19 protein-coding genes and 2 riboswitches are annotated in these 19,631 nt (G+C 38.1%); of the genes, 15 read left to right on the top strand and 4 right to left on the bottom strand.

All coding sequences use genetic code 11. From position 1 onward, the window contains the following. Positions 1–256 precede the first annotated feature (256 nt). Positions 257–1,183, top strand: a complete 927-nt coding sequence (locus tag BM179_RS08650; protein WP_092015344.1) for a DUF1444 family protein — start codon at positions 257–259, stop codon at positions 1,181–1,183. A 10-nt stretch (positions 1,184–1,193) separates the two neighbouring features. On the opposite strand, the gene BM179_RS08645 is transcribed toward BM179_RS08650, so the two are convergent. Further along, positions 1,194–2,534, bottom strand: a complete 1,341-nt coding sequence (locus BM179_RS08645) for a voltage-gated chloride channel family protein (protein ID WP_092015341.1) — start codon at positions 2,532–2,534, stop codon at positions 1,194–1,196. A gap of 33 nt (positions 2,535–2,567) precedes the next feature. Further along, positions 2,568–2,634, bottom strand: a riboswitch (Fluoride riboswitch). Positions 2,635–3,291: 657 nt separating this feature from the next. On the opposite strand from BM179_RS08645, the gene BM179_RS08640 reads away from it, so the two are divergent. The 4 genes from BM179_RS08640 to BM179_RS08625 all read left to right on the top strand — a co-directional run bounded on the left by BM179_RS08640 (position 3,292) and on the right by BM179_RS08625 (position 5,766). After that, positions 3,292–3,858 (top strand): Crp/Fnr family transcriptional regulator, encoded by a 567-nt coding sequence (locus BM179_RS08640; RefSeq protein ID WP_092015338.1) that lies wholly within the window; start codon positions 3,292–3,294, stop codon positions 3,856–3,858. Between the two features lie 89 nt (positions 3,859–3,947). Continuing rightward, positions 3,948–4,253, top strand: a complete 306-nt coding sequence (locus BM179_RS08635) for a putative quinol monooxygenase (protein ID WP_092015335.1) — start codon at positions 3,948–3,950, stop codon at positions 4,251–4,253. Continuing rightward, positions 4,250–5,035, top strand: coding sequence for a type 1 glutamine amidotransferase domain-containing protein (locus tag BM179_RS08630; protein ID WP_092015333.1), 786 nt, complete (start codon positions 4,250–4,252; stop codon positions 5,033–5,035). The genes BM179_RS08635 and BM179_RS08630 overlap by 4 nt, the downstream gene beginning before the upstream one ends. A 164-nt stretch (positions 5,036–5,199) precedes the next feature. Continuing rightward, on the top strand, positions 5,200–5,766 hold the full coding sequence (locus tag BM179_RS08625; RefSeq protein WP_092015330.1) for a TetR/AcrR family transcriptional regulator: 567 nt from the start codon (positions 5,200–5,202) through the stop codon (positions 5,764–5,766). A 50-nt stretch (positions 5,767–5,816) separates the two neighbouring features. Here the strand turns inward: BM179_RS08625 and BM179_RS08620 are convergent, their stop codons facing one another. Continuing rightward, complete coding sequence (locus BM179_RS08620) at positions 5,817–6,725, bottom strand: LysR family transcriptional regulator (RefSeq protein WP_092015327.1); 909 nt, start codon at positions 6,723–6,725, stop codon at positions 5,817–5,819. A gap of 95 nt (positions 6,726–6,820) precedes the next feature. On the opposite strand from BM179_RS08620, the gene BM179_RS08615 reads away from it, so the two are divergent. The 3 genes from BM179_RS08615 (at position 6,821) to BM179_RS08605 (ending at position 9,668) form a co-directional block, all read left to right on the top strand. Next, on the top strand, positions 6,821–7,804 hold the full coding sequence (locus tag BM179_RS08615) for an aldo/keto reductase (RefSeq protein WP_092015324.1): 984 nt from the start codon (positions 6,821–6,823) through the stop codon (positions 7,802–7,804). A gap of 13 nt (positions 7,805–7,817) precedes the next feature. Continuing rightward, a complete protein-coding gene (locus tag BM179_RS08610) occupies positions 7,818–8,417 on the top strand; it encodes an NAD(P)H-dependent oxidoreductase (protein ID WP_092015321.1) in 600 nt (199 codons plus the stop codon). 531 nt (positions 8,418–8,948) lie between these two features. Then, positions 8,949–9,668 (top strand): hypothetical protein, encoded by a 720-nt coding sequence (locus tag BM179_RS08605; RefSeq protein ID WP_143095183.1) that lies wholly within the window; start codon positions 8,949–8,951, stop codon positions 9,666–9,668. A gap of 141 nt (positions 9,669–9,809) precedes the next feature. On the opposite strand, the gene BM179_RS08600 is transcribed toward BM179_RS08605, so the two are convergent. Then, positions 9,810–10,253 carry an RDD family protein gene (locus BM179_RS08600; protein WP_092015315.1) on the bottom strand — a complete coding sequence of 148 codons (444 nt, stop codon included), beginning with the start codon at positions 10,251–10,253 and terminating at the stop codon, positions 9,810–9,812. 259 nt (positions 10,254–10,512) lie between these two features. Here BM179_RS08600 and BM179_RS08595 point away from each other — a divergent pair, with 259 nt between their 5' ends. Further along, the gene (locus BM179_RS08595; RefSeq protein ID WP_092015311.1) at positions 10,513–12,819 is read left to right on the top strand and encodes a GH92 family glycosyl hydrolase; all 2,307 of its coding nucleotides are present in this window, start codon (positions 10,513–10,515) and stop codon (positions 12,817–12,819) included. 66 nt (positions 12,820–12,885) lie between these two features. Here BM179_RS08595 and BM179_RS08590 read toward each other — a convergent pair whose 3' ends face one another. After that, on the bottom strand, positions 12,886–13,512 hold the full coding sequence (locus BM179_RS08590; RefSeq protein WP_092015306.1) for an NAD(P)H-dependent oxidoreductase: 627 nt from the start codon (positions 13,510–13,512) through the stop codon (positions 12,886–12,888). Positions 13,513–13,614: 102 nt separating this feature from the next. Between BM179_RS08590 and BM179_RS08585 the strand changes: the two genes are divergently transcribed. From BM179_RS08585 to BM179_RS08560, 6 genes are all read left to right on the top strand, one after another. Continuing rightward, a complete protein-coding gene (locus BM179_RS08585; protein ID WP_092015302.1) occupies positions 13,615–13,956 on the top strand; it encodes a winged helix-turn-helix transcriptional regulator in 342 nt (113 codons plus the stop codon). A gap of 117 nt (positions 13,957–14,073) precedes the next feature. After that, a riboswitch (SAM riboswitch) is annotated at positions 14,074–14,169 on the top strand. Positions 14,170–14,423: 254 nt separating this feature from the next. Further along, on the top strand, positions 14,424–15,707 hold the full coding sequence (locus tag BM179_RS08580; protein ID WP_092016171.1) for a peroxiredoxin family protein: 1,284 nt from the start codon (positions 14,424–14,426) through the stop codon (positions 15,705–15,707). Positions 15,708–15,812: 105 nt separating this feature from the next. Continuing rightward, on the top strand, positions 15,813–16,451 hold the full coding sequence (locus tag BM179_RS08575) for a YceI family protein (protein ID WP_092015299.1): 639 nt from the start codon (positions 15,813–15,815) through the stop codon (positions 16,449–16,451). 97 nt (positions 16,452–16,548) lie between these two features. After that, on the top strand, positions 16,549–17,004 hold the full coding sequence (locus BM179_RS08570) for a protein-disulfide reductase DsbD domain-containing protein (RefSeq protein ID WP_177219340.1): 456 nt from the start codon (positions 16,549–16,551) through the stop codon (positions 17,002–17,004). Positions 17,005–17,087: 83 nt separating this feature from the next. Continuing rightward, positions 17,088–18,044 (top strand): cytochrome-c peroxidase, encoded by a 957-nt coding sequence (locus BM179_RS08565; RefSeq protein WP_092015293.1) that lies wholly within the window; start codon positions 17,088–17,090, stop codon positions 18,042–18,044. A 181-nt stretch (positions 18,045–18,225) separates the two neighbouring features. After that, positions 18,226–19,533, top strand: a complete 1,308-nt coding sequence (locus BM179_RS08560; protein WP_092015290.1) for a peroxiredoxin family protein — start codon at positions 18,226–18,228, stop codon at positions 19,531–19,533. Positions 19,534–19,631 lie beyond the last annotated feature (98 nt).

The raw sequence follows: 19,631 nt of genomic DNA, 5'->3' as shown, positions 1-19,631 counted from the left end.
AATGAATAAACAAATCCTATGTTCTCTATGATCCTATGTGGTTACAAGTATTTCTCATAAAAATACATCTTAAGATATTGATAATAAATGTATTGCAATTCGATGAAATGCAGTATATATTCTTATTTGTTTGAACCGGGATAATTTATGGGTCGGTCTGATATTATTCCTGAAGTTTTTCTCGTTTTGCATCAAAGGTTATATGATTATTGCAAATACCTGATTTTACCTTTAAAAGAAACGGAGAAAATATTACATGGGACAATTAATGCCGGTTTTGAAACCATCTGATTATAGGAAAAATGACCAGCTTTTTTTCAGGGAGCGATTATTTGATAAACATTCTTCTCCATTAGTTGTTTATGGTTTTGATGAAGGCTCAAAAATGGTTTATGAGGATGTATTGAATGAAGAGGATTTATCGAAAAGATTTCAGGATATTAAGCAAACAGCATTGGCAAATCTGAAAGCACTTGAGCTTGAAATTATTGTTCAGAAGCTGGAAGATACTCCGACGGCTTTTGTAACAGGGTATGAATATGCCTGTGAGAAGATACTTGATAAAGCTTTTATGATTGAAATTTCCAGAAAAATAGAAGCCGAAAGCTTGCTGGCAGGAATTCCATATAAGGGTACAATGATTGTAACTGATGCCAATTCTAACCTGAGAATGAAGTTTGCTTCCGTCATCAGACAATATTTTAGAAACCCGAAAGAAGAGCCGATTTCAGATAAAGTCTTTTTAGTTGAAGGAGGAGAGATTACCGGCATGGCAGGAGAAACGTTTGAAGAAGAGTTGTCGAAGCACGTAATTATTACCGAAATGCCCCGGTCGAATAATTTCAGAGTTGATCTGCAGAATAAAGACCTGGATGATTTACTGAAAGATCTCAATAGCTCTTTTATCCATATTATGAATTTATCGGTAGGAAGAAAGGCTTTTGGGGGTGAAATAGCTTATTATATCAGTGATAACTTGGAATTGACCCGCGAACTTGTCGACCAGTGCAATTTATACATTAAAGGAATCGTAGAAAACGAGAACGTCCGGCGCTTATTTGCTTTAACAACAGATTCGGAGGTAAAACTTACTTTCTATTATAAAAATCAGGAAATAGCGCCGGGAGGTAAGCCTGAATTTAAGAATGAATCTAAGAAATGGTGGCAATGGCATGCGAAATGAATACTTCATTTTAGTCATTACTCTGTCTGGATTTTTCTTTGAGTTCTTTTAAGGTATTTTCTTCCGGATCAGTAATCTGAAATTTTGAAACAGCAACACGCTGAGCCTGATAAATTCCGGAATGCCCGCTGAAATAATAGGCGGTAAAACAGGCCACAGCATAATAAAGAATATAATCTGCACCAAACAATTCAGCCCCCATGATCGTACAGGCCAAAGGAGTGTTTGTTGCACCTGCAAAAACAGCGATAAAACCCAGTCCGGCAAATAAGTCAATCGGGGCACCACTGATTACGGCTAAAGTATTGCCCAAAGTTGCACCAATAAAAAACAAGGGTGTTACTTCCCCTCCTTTAAAGCCCATTCCTAAAGTGATAGCAGTAAGTAAGAGTTTCCAGAACCAACTGAAAGTTTCGGCCCCACCTGGTTGAAAAGCCGCTACGATACTTACTCCTTCAGGATTCGTAACGCCGAGTCCCATATAGTTTCTTGTTCCGAGTACATAACTTATACCAATCACCAAAGCTGCACCAACGACCGGAATTAACCAGACAGATTTGATATAAATCTTACTTTTAGCCTTAATCCAATGAGAAAGCTCTGAAAAAAGCGTACCTGTGCATCCAAAAAGCACTCCGGCAATAATAACTTTTGCTAATAAAATAATGTCGAATGAAAGATGTGGAAACAGTCTGATTCTTTCATCAATATAGTTAATCTGATAATGTGTATGATGAATGCCGCAGGAAGAGCAGGTAATGTCTGCAATAATTCCGGCGATCAGACATGGAATTAAGGCATCATATTTAATTCTCCCGATTGTTAATACTTCAAGGGCGAAAACAGTTCCGGCAACAGGTGTTCCGAAAACGGCTCCGAAACCTGCTGAAATGCCACACATCAATAAGATTCTTTTGTCTTCATCATTTAACTTAAACCATTTGGCAAATAAACCTGAAACGCTTCCACCCATTTGTACCGCGGTACCTTCCCGTCCGGCAGAACCGCCGAATAAGTGGGTAATAACAGTGGTAAATAAAATCAAAGGAGCCATTCTGGCAGGAACACCTTCACCGGATCGGTGAATTTCAGACATAATCAGGTTATTTCCCGCTTCGCTGTTTTTCCCGGCAAATTGGTAGAGCCAGGTAATTAAAATTCCTGCAAAAGGTAGCAGGAAAATGATCCATTCGTAATGTAAACGGGTTTTTGTGGCTAAATCTAATAACCGCATAAATAATGCAACCAATAAACCTGTTAGCAATGAAACAGGAAAAATCAGGATTGTCCAGCGGAGAAGAAGCCTGGTAATAAAAAGCTGTTCGAAAGAGTACTTAAATTTGTTTTTCATCCTACAAATAGTTTCTAACATAATTAAAAATTATTATTTGCAGGCGCCATCAGTCTCTGAATAGACGGTTGATGAGGAAGACACCATTTCCTTTACAGTGGCAAGGTAATAATAAATTGCATTACGAGACAAATAATAGTGTTTTTTCTTTCAGTTTGTGATTGTCGGGCATTAAATTACGGTTCTGGTTAGTGTTCCGTGTGTCACGGAACACGGGGTAGGGAGGATGTCTATGAATTTCTTGACGAAGAACTGATTCAACTGCTGATTGAAAAAATGAACGAAAGGTTAAGCATTATTTATGAATGGGATAATTAAACGAAAATGAAAGTATAAGAATCTTCGCCACCCCGTGCCCGTGGCTGGTGTCACACCAGACACTTCGAGCGTAAGCAAAGGCTTGTAACCACATAGGAGCATAGGACACAATAGGATTGGATAATTATACAGATACAATTAAATACTTTGAAGATAAAATTTATTAATATGACCCGGATGAATTTCTTGATGAATAATTGATTCAACTGCTGATTGAAAAAATGAACGAAAGGTTAAACCTTATTTATGAATGGGATAATTAAATGAAAGCATATGAATCTTCGCGTTCTGTTTAGATTTTCCGGAAAATCCGGAAGATTTCTGCTATTTCTATCAGGTTTCTGCCCCGGTTTACTTCCGCAATGATTTTATTCATAATTTCAACTCCGGTATTTTTCTGTAAATTAGTTCTGATTTTAAAGGCAACTATTATTAAACGATGAGTGTAGAGCTACGGCAACATATAGAAAAAATCACCCCACTGACAGATGAAGAGTTTGCGTATATTTTGTCGCACTTTAAAACAAAAAAACTCAGGAAACACCAGTTCCTTATCCAGGAAGGAGATCATGTACATAATGATCATTGGGTGCAGAAAGGCCTTTTAAAAGCATACCATACCGATGAAGACGGGAAAGAACGCATTCTCCAGTTTGCCATGGAAGACTGGTGGATTACTGATTATCAGGCCTATTTTAATGAGGGAAATGCAAGCATTTATATAGATTGTATAGAGGATGCTGAATTACTGGTTTTATCATTGGAGAACCGTGAAAAACTCTGTAATGAAATACATGGTATCGCAAATTTTTTCCGCAGAAAATCAAACTTTGGTTTTATTGCATTGCAGCAAAGAATTTTATTATTGCTCAATAAAAACCCTCAGGAACGATACGAACGCTTGCTTCAGCTTAGTCCTCAGCTACTGAAAAGACTTCCTAAAACCCTTTTAGCTTCTTATCTAGGAGTATCCAGAGAAACGCTGAGCCGATTAAGCCAGTTCTGATGTGATTCCAGTCACATTAATTTTGTGATTTCTGACCTTTCCGGCTTTCTGCTTTTGTTTCAACTTTGCATCATTAACTCACAGAAAAAATGATACAGAGTAAAGAGAATATTGTCATAACCGCCACTTATCAGGTTGGGGAAGAGAACCTTCCTGTCGTACTGGAATTGCTAAGGCAAGTTCAGTCTCTCTCCGTTTTGGAGAGCGGTTGTATGTACTATCAGGCCCATCAGACAATGGAGAATCCCGGCGAAATTTTCCTGTATGAAATTTATGAAAATGAAAAGGCATTGAATCAGCACCGTTTGAGTCAGCATTTTCAGGAAATTGTCGTACAGCAAATCGTGCCGCTTTTACAATCAAGAAACGTAAGTATTTTAAAACCAATCATATGAATAAGATTATCAAAACTATTATTACAGGAATAATCATCGCAATGCTGGGAGCCATTTTAGTGAGAAATCAGGCTGTCGGACAAATTAAACAATCAGGAAAAATGAATAAGAAGATATTATTTGTGGTGACAAGCCACGACAAAAAAGGGAGTACCGGAGAACCAACCGGGTTTTATTTAAGTGAAGTGTCACATCCCTGGGAAATATTGAAAAATGCAGGTTATGAAATAGAATTTGTGAGCCCCAAAGGAGGAAAAGCCCCGGTTGATGGATTTGATCTGAATGATGAGGTAAACAAAACTTTCTGGGAAGATGAAAAATACCATAACAAAATTGAGCACACTTTTACGCCTGCTCAAATCAATCCGAATGATTACATAGCAATTCATTATGCGGGAGGTCATGGGGCTGTGTGGGATTTGGCTGATAATACTGAACTGGCAAAAATTGCCGCTAAAATTTATGAAAACGGAGGGATTGTGAGTGCCGTTTGTCATGGACCAGCCGGATTGGTAAATATCAGATTAAACAATGGTAAATATCTTGTTGACGGTAAAAAGGTAAATGGTTTTACCAATGAAGAGGAGGTTGCTGTAAAACTGGACAAAATAGTGCCTTTTTTACTGGAAAATAAACTGATAGAACGAGGTGCTATATTTGAAAAGTCCGGATTATGGCAGGAACATGCTGTGGCCGACCAACGTCTGGTGACAGGACAAAATCCCCAATCAGCCAAAAAGGTGGGAGCGATGATCTTGACGGAGCTTCAGAAGTTGAAATAGGTATTTTTTATACCACGGGAGCAAGATTCAAAGCAGTCTTGCTCTCATGCGTAAAGATAGTATTTTTTACGGGTGTGACTTTTGAGGTGAACTTATCATATCAGGAAATTGCTCAAAACAAATTACATTGATAAATTTGCCGACTATTTAGTCAACCCGCCGAAATGGATAAAAGGAAAAAAATATTAGAAGCTGCACTTAAACTTTTTGTAGCGTTAGGATTTCACGGAACACCTACCAGTAAAATAGCACAGGAGGCCGGTGTTGCCAATGGTACACTATTTCATTATTTTCCGACTAAAGATGATTTAATTCTGGGACTTTATACCGATATTAAAATCCGGATGACGGCCTTTGTAAATGAAAATGCCAAACCGGAAGATACTTTTAAAGCTACCATGAAGGGACAATATCTGGCATCTCTCTATTGGGCCTTAGATCATAAAACAGAGTTTAGTTTTAAACAGCAATTCCATAATTCTCCTTTTCATTTACTGCTGAATCAGGAAGAAATAGAAAAACAGCTCAAGCCTCATTTCGACATGCTTCGCAAAGGTATTGAGGACAAAATAATTAAGCCTCTTCCGGTTGATTATATTCATACCTTGATTTCAAGCCATACTTTCGGCCTGAATCAATACCTGACAAGCAATGAGTTTTCAACGGTGAAACAACATCAGCTTATTAGTGATACGTTTGAATTGCTTTGGGATATGATTAAAGAAAATTAGTCGTTTTACTTCAGCCGGGGTCATTTGACTAAGTTCAAATCCGGCATCTGTCATTGTGCCAGGACTCCCTGTTCTTCAAAAGTCCTTTCAATCTGTTTGATTTCTGCTGCATAAATAGTCTTCTTCCGGGTGCCGAAATACAGGGTATTTTCAATGATATTATTTCCTTCCCATACCAGTTTCACTTTTCCCGACATAATTTCCTCCCTGCATAAAAAGTCCGGAATAATAGAAAATCCACTGCCATCACTCAGACAGCGAACAATTGAGCTTATATTGGGAACAATATAATTAGGTTTGAAATCCGGATGATGGGTGAAATTCAACTGCCAGAACTTTTTCAGATGCTCCATATCAGCGGCAGTACTGTACCAGATCTGTTGCTTTAGCCAATCCTGCGCCTCTTCGGTTTTGTTATTTTTAAGGAGTTGTTCAAGCACTGCCGTATTAGTTTTTGATCCGCTTACCAATACGATTCTTTCTTTAGAAAAAGCCCTGAATTCCAGGTTTTTCTGTGGACCCTTTTGAGGGGTAATGATTAAATCCAGCAGGCCTTTATCAAGGTCATTCAACATTTGAGGATATTCACCGAATTTGATAATTACATTAAACGGCAAAGAAGAAATGTGTTGTTCAAGGGTAAACTGAAAGGTTTCAAAACACATCCCGATACTGATAGTTGCCCGGTCTGCTTTGGAACTTTTATGAAAAAGCTGTTCAGCAGTTTCCAGTTTATTGATTGGTTCTAAAATAAAATTATAAAGCACTTTCCCTCTTTCCGTCGGGACCATCCTGCGGGCAGATCTGTCGAAAAGTTTATAACCTGTATAAGCCTCCAGAGAGCTTAAATGAAGGCTCACCCCCGGTTGTGAAATATATAAAGCCTGAGCGGCACCCGTCAGTGTCCCCGTTTCATAAATCGCCTTAAAAGAACGAAGCCATTCTAAATTGAGTATCATATCTATTATTTTTATGATACAAATGTACTATTTAAGTTATTATGATGATAAATAATCGAGCCCTAATTTTGTGTCATCAAAATAAAATTAAAAACATGGAATACAGAATATTAGGAAATACAGCCTTAAAATTATCAACTATTACTTACGGTGCATTTGCGATCGGAGGTAACATGTGGGGCGGAAATGAGAAAAAAGATTCAATAGATGCTATCCATGCTTCTTTGGATAACGGTGTGACAAGTATTGATACTGCTCCCTTTTATGGATTTGGATTAAGCGAGGAAATGATCGGTGAAGCGCTGAAAGGAAAAGACCGTTCAAAAGTGCAGCTTCTTACCAAATTCGGATTGGTCTGGGATGGCAGCAATAAAGGCAAAGGTGAGTTCTTTTTTGAAGCAGAAAACGAAGGGAAAACGATACCCGTTTTCAAATTTACCTCTAAAGAAAATATTATTAAAGAACTGGAAGAAAGCCTGAAACGCCTTAAAACAGATTACATCGATTTGCTGCAATTACATTGGCCTGATGCCACAACACCAATCAGCGAAACAATGGAAGCATTGGAATTATTAATCCGGCAAGGAAAGATCAGAGCAGGAGGGGTTTCCAATTATACCCTTGACCAAATGCATGAAGCGCAAAAAACTATCGCATTAGCTTCTGATCAGGTTTCATACAGTATGTTGAATCGTGAGATTGAAAAAGACCTCATTCCTTATGCAATTGAAAATAATATCGGCATTATTGCCTATAGCCCGATGGAAAGAGGGTTACTGACAGGGAAGTACTTCAAGGAGGGTAAACTAAAAAACAGTGATCACCGGAATGGCTATTTTAGCCAGTTTGATCTGGAAAAAGTAAAAACGTTTCTGGAAAAAATAACTCCGGTTGCGGAAAGTAAAAATGCTTCATTGTCTCAGCTGGTATTGCGCTGGACCACTCTTCAAAAAGGAATTACGATTGTACTGGCGGGCGCGAGAAACGCTGAGCAGGCGCTGGCTAACGCGCAGGCAATGAGTTTTGACCTTTCTCATGAAGAACTTGCTTTTATCAATTCAGCACTTTCTGAAATCTAACATACAACAAAAGATGAAAAAGATATTTGTAATTAACGGAGGACAAAGATTTGCCCATTCCGGAGGAAAATTCAATGAAACACTTACAAACTGGACGCTTGATTATCTTGGCAGGCACGAGGAGTTTGAGGTGAAAACAACTAATATCAACGATGAATTTAACCTTGCAGAAGAAGTAGAGAAATTCGTGTGGGCTGACCTTATTATTTATCATACACCCGTGTGGTGGTTTCAGCTGCCTAATCGTTTTAAAAAATATATTGACGAAGTTTTTACGGAAGGACATCAGAAAGGTATTTACAAAAGTGATGGTCGTTCCCGGAATAATCCTGAAATCAATTATGGAACGGGAGGGCTTTTACATGGCAGAAAATATATGCTGACGACCAGCTGGAATGCACCATCAACTGCTTTTACTTTACCGGGTGAGTTTTTTCTTGAGAAGTCAGTGGATGAAGGAGTAATGTTCGGTTTTCACAGAATGAATGCCTTTACAGGAATGAAACCATTGGAGAGTTTCCATTTTCATGACATGGAAAAGAATGTAACACCTGATGGAATCCGCCTGTATAGGGAACTTTATACCAATCATCTGGAAAAACAATTGGCATAACTTTTTCGCATAATGATAGCTCTGAGATTTCTCAGAGCTATTTTTGTAAGGCAACCCAACCCAACCCCATGCTCCGTGGCACACGGAGCATTATTTTAAGAAGTAGTGTGTCAGTCTGGCGAAGATCCAATAAATATCCGAAGATTCTCCTGTATTTTTATCCCCCCACTCACCGTAACAGCTTTGGTGAATTTTGATTAGCTTTACGCAAACATCAATCCTCGAAATCTATTAAACAAACCAATCCTGAATAAAAAAAGCTTAGAAATAATTTCAGAATGAGAACACCAATTCGCAATCAGATGTTATTCGACAATAATTGAATTGGAATACAAATACGTTACTATTAAAAAGTATTTAAAAATAAAAAACCTGGCATAACGGGTGTTTAGCGAGGTTGCGAATTATATGGTAAACTCACGATTCCATCTCGCAGGAAATTTTTAATTTAACCGAAAATAAACAGTTCACAAGCTCGCAACCTTGCCTGGCCGCAAAACGTTGGCTGTAATATTAACCCAAACTACATCAATGAATAATCAAGCAGTCAAAAAAATAAGATTTGAGAAATCTGCAATTTTCTACGTCCCTTTAATCATCTTTATACTAGGTGGTTTTTGGCGAGGTTATTTTTCCAGGTTCTTTAATTGGGAGCAATTCTCAAAAATTACTTTCTATACGCATTTCCACTTTTTAATGGTTAGTCTTTGGGTTGTCTTGTTAATTATTCAACCCATTTTAATACGACAAAAAAAAGTAGCGATACATAAGAAGCTCGGAAGAATATCGTATATATTGATGCCATTAATCTTTGTCTCTGTTCTGCTTCTTTTCCATAGCAGACACAAGCCAAATGGCGAAGGTGTTGACCTTGATTTCTTTATTCCACTTAAGGACTTGATAATAATGGGTATTGCTTATTTTATTGCAATTAAATATCGCAAGAGATTCGACATACATGCAAGAGCAATGATAGCGACTGGAATTCCATTTATAGAGCCAGCCCTTTCAAGACTTATGTCTCATAATTTCCCAACACTTGGCTTGACAAATTATTTTATTACTTGTGGAGTAATGCATTTATTATTAATTGTACTAATCATATTAGAACGCAAGCAAAAAAGTGCCAGATGGGTTTTCCCTCTTATTTGGGGTATTTATTTAGTTTTTCATTTTATAGCAATATTTGACGTACATATTCCAGGACTAAAAAGTCTTGCTAATTGGTTTCTCAGCCTTCCATTGACATAAATAAACAACCAATATATAGGTTTTGTGAAAGTTGGGCAGACGGAATTCTAATTCACACAAATAACCCTAATGCTTCGTGGCACACGGAGCATTATTTTAAGAAGTAGTTTGCTAGTCTGACAAAAATCTTCTAACGTTGTTTTATCCGTCGATAACAACGGTGTCAGTCCATCTGTCCTGCCAGGGATTACAAGGGTTACCAAAGGCACTAAATACACAAAGCGGAACAGCTCTGCTAAATCCTCTCCCAAATGCTGTAGATAGAGAAATTTCGCTGCCATCGAGATTAACCGCACGAGTTCCGGTAATAAGTTTTCCTAATGATTTCCCTTTAAATATGGCTTCGGTTACAGACATATAAAGTGCAAACAATACTAAAGTTAGTATTCTATCCGCAAAGGCATTGATATTTGCCATTGTTTCAATTAATGAGGGGATAAAGAGTGCGATGGATAATCCTATTACTAACATAAGGATATAAAAAAGAATTACATCGATTAAATAATTTATGAATCGCTTTACTGTGCTGGCAGGAGTGAGTTCTACTTCTTCAAATAACTCATTTTGGGAGTTTTCAGATTGCATAGTTTTGGGTAGGGTTTAATTTTTTCGAATATATATAAATGTAGAGCATTTTACAAATTGCCTTCCCCATGCTTCGTGGCACACGGAGCATTATTTTAAGAAGTAGTCTGTGAGTCTGGCGAAGATCCAATAACGTTAATCAATATCCGAAGATTCTCCTGTATTCTTATCCCCACAATCACCCTAACAGCTTTGGTGAATTTTGATTAGCTTTACGGAAACATCAACTCCCGAAATCTATCAAACAAACCAATTCTGAATGAAAAAAGTACTTCTTCCTCTTTTGTTTGCCCTGCCTTTTCTATCCGGAGCTCAGGCGCCTTCAGCTGAAAAATTAATAAAATATGTAAAACCAATTATCGGAACCCAGAAAATGGGACATACCTACCCCGGCGCTACAGTTCCTTTTGGAATGGTTCAGCTTAGTCCCGATACTGATACCCTGATCTATGAAATCAATGGAAAGTACAATCCTGATATCTATAAATATTGTGCCGGGTATCAATATACTGACAAAACTATTGTAGGTTTCAGTCATACTCATTTCAGTGGAACAGGCCATTCTGATCTCGGGGATTTTCTGGTAATGCCTACTACCGGGGTTTTACAGTTAAATCCCGGAACGGCTGACAAACCTGAAAGTGGTTATCGTTCTGCTTTTTCGCATGAAAATGAGGTTTCTGAAGCAGGATATTATAAAGTCAAACTGGATGACCATAATATTCTGGCAGAACTTACAGCAACCAATCGTGTTGGTTTTCATCAATATACTTTTCCAAAATCCGAGCAGTCGCACATTATTCTGGATTTGATGGCCGGATTGTATAATTATGAAAATAAGGATGTATGGACATTTGTAAGGGTTGAAAACGATACACTTATTACAGGATACAGACAAACCAATGGCTGGGCCAGAACAAGAACGGTTTATTTTGCCATGACGTTTTCCAAACCTTTTTATCAGTATGGCAGTAAGAATTATAGCAAAAAAGAAGTTTACAAAGGATTCTGGGGTAGATTTGATCAGGGTAAAAACTTTCCGGAAATGGCAGGAAAACACCTGAAAGCTTATTTCGACTTTAAGACAGAAGAAGGGGAAAAGATTAAAATGAAATTTGCCATTTCTTCGGTGAGCACCGAAGGAGCATTAAAGAATCTTCAGACCGAAATTCCACACTGGAATTTTGATAAAACCAGAAAAGAAAGCCAGGAATTATGGGAAAGAGAGCTGAATAAAATTGCGATTCAGGCTGATAATGTGGAGGATAAACAGAATTTCTATACCGCAATGTATCACGCATTTATCAATCCGACTACATTTATGGATGTAGATGGTTCATACAGAGGTTTAGATCAAAACGTTCATAAAGCTGAGAAATTTACCAATTATACCACATTTTCACTTTGGGATACTTACCGGGCTTTGCACCCCTTTTTTAACCTGATCCAGCCAAAGCGCAATGCCGATATGGTGCAGTCTATGTTAGCGCATTACGATCAGAGTGTCCATAAAATGCTTCCTGTCTGGTCGCATTATGCCAATGAAAACTGGTGCATGATTGGCTACCATAGTGTTTCAGTAATTGCTGACGCAGTGATTAAAGGTAATGCTGGATTTGATGCGAATAAAGCCTTGGATGCCTGTGTAATGACTGCACGGCATAAAGGTTTTGACGGAATAGATGCCTATATGCAAATGGGCTATGTACCGGATGATAAAAATAGTTCTTCCGTTTCAAAAACGCTGGAATATGCTTATGATGACTGGTGTATTGCTCAGATGGCGAAGAAACTAAACAGAATGGAGATTTATGAGGAGTTTATCAAACGTTCTCAGAATTATAAAAATGTATATGATGCCTCAATTGGTTTTATGAGACCAAAACTTAGTGATGGTTCTTTCAAAAAACAATTTGACGTTTTGCAAACGCATGGTCAGGGTTTTATTGAAGGAAATGCCTGGAATTATAGCTTGTATGTACCGCAATATCCTGCCGAAATGATTGAAATGATGGGCGGAAAGAAACGTTTTGTAACACATCTGGACTCTTTGTTTTCTATGGAACTGCCTGATGCTTTTTTTGCTGAAACAGAAGATATTACCAGAGATGGAATCATTGGAAATTATGTTCATGGAAACGAACCGGCTCATCATGTAGCTTATTTATACAATTGGGCCGATCAACCCTGGAAAACCCAGGAAAGAGTCAGAATGATATTGAAGAAGCAATACCATCCGGCTTCAGACGGTCTGGGAGGAAATGATGATTGTGGTCAGATGAGTGCCTGGTTTATCTTCAGTTCATTGGGTTTTTACCCGGTAGCACCAGGTTCTGAACAGTATGCCATAGGAAGCCCTTCTGTAAAATCAGCTGTTTTACAATTGGAAAATGGCAAAACGTTTTCAATTGAAGCGCAGAATCAGTCAGATAAAAACGTTTATGTACAAAAGATTCTGCTAAACGGACAAGCACTTAACAGACTTTTTATTAACCATTCTGAAATAATGGCCGGAGGAAAAATTACGTTTGTGATGGGAGAAAAACCTGTTAAAAAAGCCAGATAATTATTACAGATTCATGAAAAAGGTCAGCTCTTCCGGGCTGACCTTTTGTACTAAATAGGCATTGTATTAAATATTGACGAACAATTGCTCTTTGTTTCTTCTTACCTTTTTAGCAGAAGCCAGATAATCATTGGCAGCATCACGGTAGCCAAGCGGAAGGATCGCAATACTTCTCAGTCCTTTTTCTCTTAATCCCAGTAATTCATCTAAACCTTTAGGATCAAAACCCTCCATTGGTGTAGCATCAACGTTTTCAACGGCTGCGGCCACAGTAGCTGTACCCAACGCAATATAAGCCTGACGGGCATTCCAGTTGAGCATATCATCTTTCTTGGCAATCAGGGCCCCGTCAATTGCTGCTTTGAACGGATTCAGAGATTCGAGGGCAATGCCTCTTGTTTCTGCGATGTTGTTCAGATAATCTGCTACATTTTGATCAGTAATTGCTTCCCAGGCTGCAAATACAAGTAAGTGAGATGCTTCTGTAATCTGAGGTTGATTGTATGCTAATGGTTGGATCTGCTGTCTTAGAGCCTGATCTTCAATAACTAAAACTGTATATGGTTGAAGCCCCAGTGAAGAAGGGGTTAATTGTATCGCTTCTAAAATACGGTTAAGTTTCTCTTCAGAAACTTTATTGCCATTCATTCTTTTGGCAGCATAACGCCAGTTCAACTTTTCTAATAATTCCATTTTCTTTGTTTGTTTTATGGCACAAACTTAAGTATATTTGCTATATAAAAGATACTGATTTCCTGAAGTATACTAGTTTCCTCCGGGAAACCAACCAAGATTATGGACAAAATAGCACATTCTGAATGTAATAAACTTCTTGTTCCTGTGCGGGATGCACTGGACATTCTCAGCGGAAAATGGAAACTCCCGATTATCACTACTTTGCGTTTCGGAGTCATAAGATTCAAGGAGCTTGAAAGAGAAATACCCGGGATTACGGCCAAGATGCTCTCAAAAGAGCTGAAAGAACTTGAAATGAATCAATTGGTAAAAAGGACAGTGCTGGATACCACACCGATTTCAGTTACTTATGAACTTACAGAATATGGCAGAAGCCTTGAAACCGTTATTTTAGAATTAGGAAAATGGGGCAAAGCGCATCGTGAAAGAATATTTGCCTGATTTGAAATTACTTTTTCAACATCCTGATTTTGCAATCCTGAAAAAAAAATCAAAAAAAATAACCTCAGGTTTGCTATTCTGGTTTTTAATTTATTAACTTTGCCTATCGAATAAGTAGATTTATAAAGAAGAAGGGAGAGATTAGGCTCTGTGAACTTCTGACAACCTGTTAACCACCAACAAGGTGTCCCAACCTAAATCTGACGATAAATCTTTGAAAATCCCTTTTGCTGAATCTTATTAAAAATTGGAGTATTTTGCCTTTGTCCGGACAAAGAATAAAGCATAGTATTATCATTTATCTTTTTAATATATTATATCTATATATTTTATAGAGTAATTGGATGTAATATTTTAGAAAAACATGTTTAAAGCATTTTACTGAACTTTTACTATGTATCAGGAAAAGGATTTTCAGCCTATAATACCAACAGATAACAATTTGAAACACTAAACACAGATTAATGATGAAAAACAAGAACCATCTTAGAACACTTACCTGCCTGCTCGTTGGAGGCTTGCTGGCTAACGTTTCAAACGCTCAGAATAAATTTATTAAGGAAGGCTCGTGGAGAGGCGCTTTTAAAGTAAATGAAGTAGAAGTTCCTTTCAATTTTGAAGTAAAAGGAAAAGATGCAGAACATGCAACATTCTCACTCGTCAATGGCACCCGCCGGGATCATTTTCACGTAAAACAGATTGCACAGGATTCTGTATTTATTAAAATGAATACTTATGATGCAGCCCTGATTGCTAAAATTCATGAGGATGGCAGTTTAACCGGTGTTTATAAAAGCCTTGTGCCTTCTTTCAGAGGAGCTGCTCTACCTTTTACGGCTGAATATGGCAAAACTTATCGTTTCATAGAACCGGAAAAAGAAGTAAAAGCCAATCATAATTTGTCAGGAAAGTGGGCTATCAAAATCATCAGCAAAGACCCTGTAGCTGATCAGGTGGCAGTTTTAGAGCAAAAAGGTAATAAACTAAAAGGCGTATTTCTGAAAGTAACAGGCGACAGCCGCGAACTGGAGGGAATTGTTCAGGGAGACGAGTTTACGCTGACTGGTTTTACAGGCCCTAGCCCCTGGTTGATCAGAGGGAAAATAAATGATGATAAAACCATCTCAGGAGAAGTTGGTCTGGGCATTTATAACAACCTGAAGTTTGAAGGTACTAAAGATAAAAAAGCTGAATTACCAGATCCGTATGCGCTTACGTATCTGAAGCCAGGTTATGAGAAACTTGATTTTTCATTACCTGATCTGAATGGCAAACAAGTCTCTCTCAGTGATGCCAAATACAAAGATAAAGTAGTTATTGTGGAAATTGTAGGAACATGGTGCCCTAACTGTACAGATCAGACTCAGTTTTTATCTCCCTGGTACAAAGCCAATAAAGACAGAGGTGTTGAAGTAATTGCGGTAGGATTTGAGCAGAAAGATGACCTGGAATATGCGAAATATACTTTAGGAAAACTCAGAGACAAATACGATATCCAATATGATATTTTGTTTGGCGGAATTGCTGACAAGAAAGTTGCTTCAGAAAAATTTGCTGCTTTGAACAAAATGATGGCTTTCCCGACAACAATCATTATTGGTCGTGACGGTAAAGTGAGACAAATCCACACTGGTTATACAGGAGAAGTGACAGGTAAATATTTCAGACAATATGTGAAAAAATGGAATAAAGACCTTGACAAATACATCTCAGAAAAATCTGTTGCAGCTACCGACGTCGCCCTTAACTAATACCTGACCCTCTTTTCAAATTAATCAGTTCAAAATAATTCTTAAACTCCAATGCTTTGTCCGACAACAGATTTGCAGGAACAGGCAGATAAACAACCGTAAATCATGAAAAAAGTAAGCTTAATTATTATCGCATTCTTTGCTTTCGTATCTCTGGTACAGGCAGGAAATGACAAAGGGAAAAAGGTCGCAGATGCTTCTTACGCTGTAGATACACAAAGCAGTAAACTGGTTTGGACAGGCAAGAAAGTAACCGGAGCGCATACGGGAAATGTTTCTATCAGTGGAGGGAATCTGGTTTTTGCCAATAACAAACTGAAAAGCGGTAGTTTTGATATAGATCTTACTACTCTGACTAACACCGATTTAACAGATCAGTCTTACAACGAAAAGCTGATTGGTCATTTAAAAGGAGAGGACTTCTTTTCTGTTGCCAAATTTCCGAAAGCCAGTTTTATAATCACCTCAGTGAGTCCGAAAGGAGGAGAAAACTATGAAATTGCCGGAAAGCTGACTATTAAAGGAATCACTAATGAAGTGAAATTCCCGGCAGTAGTAAAAGCGGAGAAAAATAAAGCAACTGCCCAGGCTAAAATTTTGGTAGACCGCACTAAATATGACATCAAGTTCCGTTCTAAAAATTTCTTTGAAAACCTTGGTGATAAAGCGATTGACAACGACTTTGAACTGGACGTAAACCTGGTAGCAAACCAGTCTGGCGTGAGTGCCAAAGCCGGAAAGTAATCCGCATAAAAAATCCCGTAGTTGAATATTGTGTTTACGGGAAAATGCTGATGCTGTATCCATTTTCCCGTCTCACTTCGCTAAAATGTTTATCAAGATGAAAAGAGCAATAATCCTTTCGGCATTCTTACTGATTTCCTGCTTTGCCAATGCGCAGCAGATCGACCAGCTGACTTCCTGGAAATTTAATTTTGCCAATCAGAATTTCAATGTCGGCGATGAGGTTGAACTGGTTTTTACAACTTCTATTGAAAAAGGCTGGTCTTTGTATTCTTCTGACTTCAATGCAGACATTGGTCCGCAGCCTACTACTTTTTTATTTGCAGAAAATGGTTCTTTTGAATTTGGTGGAAAAATTACACCTATTTCCCCGCTAAAAAAAACTGATAAGAACTGGGGTACAGAAGTTTCTTATTTTACACAAAAAGCCGAATTCAGAGCCAAAGTGAGGATTGTAGAACATTCTTTTGACATTTTCGGCTCAATTAAAGGACAGGTTTGCCATGATAAAAAAGGAATCTGCATTCCTTTTGAGAAAACGTTTCAGTTTTAGCGTTTTAAAGTTCTTATTCATAAAAATGCCCATAGTTTCTGCTGAGTACAAAAATATAAAACCGATTAAAATTTAGTAAGCACATGAAGAAAAGTATAGGATTTGTTGTTGGAATGTGCGTATTGCTGATGAGTTTTCAATTCCGTCAGCAAAAGGATGAAGAACCCGAAACAAAAGCACAATTAGGAGAAAAATTGTTTTTTGACCCGATTTTGTCCTCAAAAAAGACCTTAAGTTGTGCCTCTTGCCATAAACCGGAACTCGCTTTTGCCGATACTACTCAGTTTAGTCTGGGCGTAGATGGCATTCCGACTGACAGAAATACGCCTTCGGCGATGAATCTTGCGGGAAGAGTTCAGCTCTTTTGGGATGGCCGTTCTGCTTCTCTCGAAGAACAGGCCATACAACCGATTATAGCACCTAATGAGATGAATCTGCCGATTGCCGAAGCGGTTTCAAGACTTAGAGAAAGTAAATTTTACAGTAAATATTTCAAAAAGCTTTTTAAGGCAGAGCCTTCTGAAAAAAACCTGGGAGAAGCTTTGGCAGCTTATGAAAAGACGCTGGAAACTGCAAATACTCCTTACGACCGTTATGTTAACGGAGATGACAGTGCGATGTCGCCGGAAGCAATCCGTGGAAGATTATTGTTCATCGGAAAAGCTAATTGTGCCAATTGCCATTCTGGAGAAGACTTTACCGCAGACCGTTTTAAAAATATCGGACTTTTTGATGGCCAAAAGCTGAAAGATCCGGGCAGATTTAAGATTACCAAAGACAGCTCTCAAATCGGGCATTTCAAAGTACCCGGACTCAGGAATGTTGCTGTTACGCCGCCGTATATGCATAACGGTATGTTTAAAACACTGAAAGAGGTAATTGACTATTATAACCGCCCTGACTTCTTTATTAAAAACGGTGTCAACAGAGATTTGTCTTTAAGTACGCCTTTAGGCTTATCCAAAGAAGAAATCAGCGATCTGGAAGCTTTCCTTAAAGCATTGACTGATGACCGTTTTGTTTCGAAAGCAACTAACTAAAAACCAATAAATTACCTTCAGATGATGAATCAAGTAAAAAAGTACAAAAATGTATTCTACCACAAATGCCTGGGCTTTGGAAACAACAGATAAATAAACATTCCAGGCTCTTTTCAATTATCGAAAACCATCAGAATTGTAGAAAATTCTGCCTTAGTCCATCCCAAAACCAACGAAAATCATGAAAACCAATAAGCTATTGATTGGTGGAAAAGCTGCACTTTTCTGCCTGTCTTTCTATGCCTCTGCTTTTGCCACAGAAAAGCCTTTTCTGAAAGAAGGAAAATGGCGCGGAGAATTTAAGGTAAATGAAAGAACCTTACCATTTAATTTTGAAGTAAAAGGACGTTCTGCTGAAACGGCCACATTCACCTTGCTGAACGGAAACCGCCGGGATGATTTTAAAGTAAAACAATTACCGGGCGATAGTATTTTCGTAAAAATGAATACCTATGATGCGGCTTTGGTAGGGAAAATTGACGAAAAAGGTAATTTCAACGGGGTTTATAAAAGCCTTGTTCCAAACTTTAAAGGAAGTTTTCTGCCATTTACAGCTGAATATGGCAAAGAATACCGTTATGTTGAACCGGAGAAAGAAGTGAAACCTAATGCCAATATTTCCGGAAAATGGAATGTGAAAATTATCAGTAAAGATCCTAATGCAGCCAATTCTGTAGCATTGCTCGAACAAAAAGGCAGTAAGCTGACAGGCGTTCTGATGACCGTAGTAGGAGATACCCGTGAGCTTGAAGGAACGGTTCAGGGAGATGAATTTCAGCTTTCGGGTTTTACAGGCCCAAGCCCTGTCTCAATAAAAGGTAAAATCAGTGCAGATAAAAAGAATATCACTGACGGAGAAATTGGTTTCGGGTTTTATGTTACCCAGAAATTTGAGGCACACAGAGAAAAAAATACAGAACTGCCGGACCCTTATAAACTGACTTATCTGAAAGAAGGTTATAAAACCCTCGATTTCTCTTTCCCGGATCTTAACGGAAAACAGGTCTCTCTAAAAGATGATAAGTATAAAGGAAAAGTGGTGATTGTGGAAATTATCGGAACATGGTGCCCGAACTGTACAGACCAGACCAGATTTCTTTCTCCATGGTTCAAACAAAATAAGCAGCGTGGCGTAGAAGCGATTGCGATTGGTTTTGAGCAGAAAGATGATCTGGAATATGCCAAATATACTTTAGGAGAGCTTCGCGACTTTTTCGGTATTGAATATGATATTGTTTTTGGAGGAATTGCTGATAAGAAAGTGGCCACAGAAAAATTGGTTGGACTGAACAGAATGGCTGCCTTCCCGACTACTATCATCATCGATAGAAAAGGAGAAGTACGTGAAATTTACACAGGATATACCGGAGAAATCACCGGAAAGTATTTTAAGAATTATGTGAAAAAATTCAACAAAGTACTTGACGATTTAATTGCAGAACCAATTCCGACAGATAAAAAGGATGAGGCTACTGCCAGTTTAAAATAAAGAATATCACTAACCTGACCGAGTTTCGGTGAGAAATTCTCCTCAAAATGCCGGAACCGGTCAGTTCTATATAGCAACAAATCGTAATTCAATTTAAA

The organism is Pseudarcicella hirudinis, from assembly GCF_900115665.1.
In the GTDB taxonomy this organism is placed as follows: domain Bacteria; phylum Bacteroidota; class Bacteroidia; order Cytophagales; family Spirosomataceae; genus Pseudarcicella; species Pseudarcicella hirudinis.
Note: the sequence above shows the minus strand (reverse complement) of the source record. Positions and strands in the feature narration are given on the sequence as shown.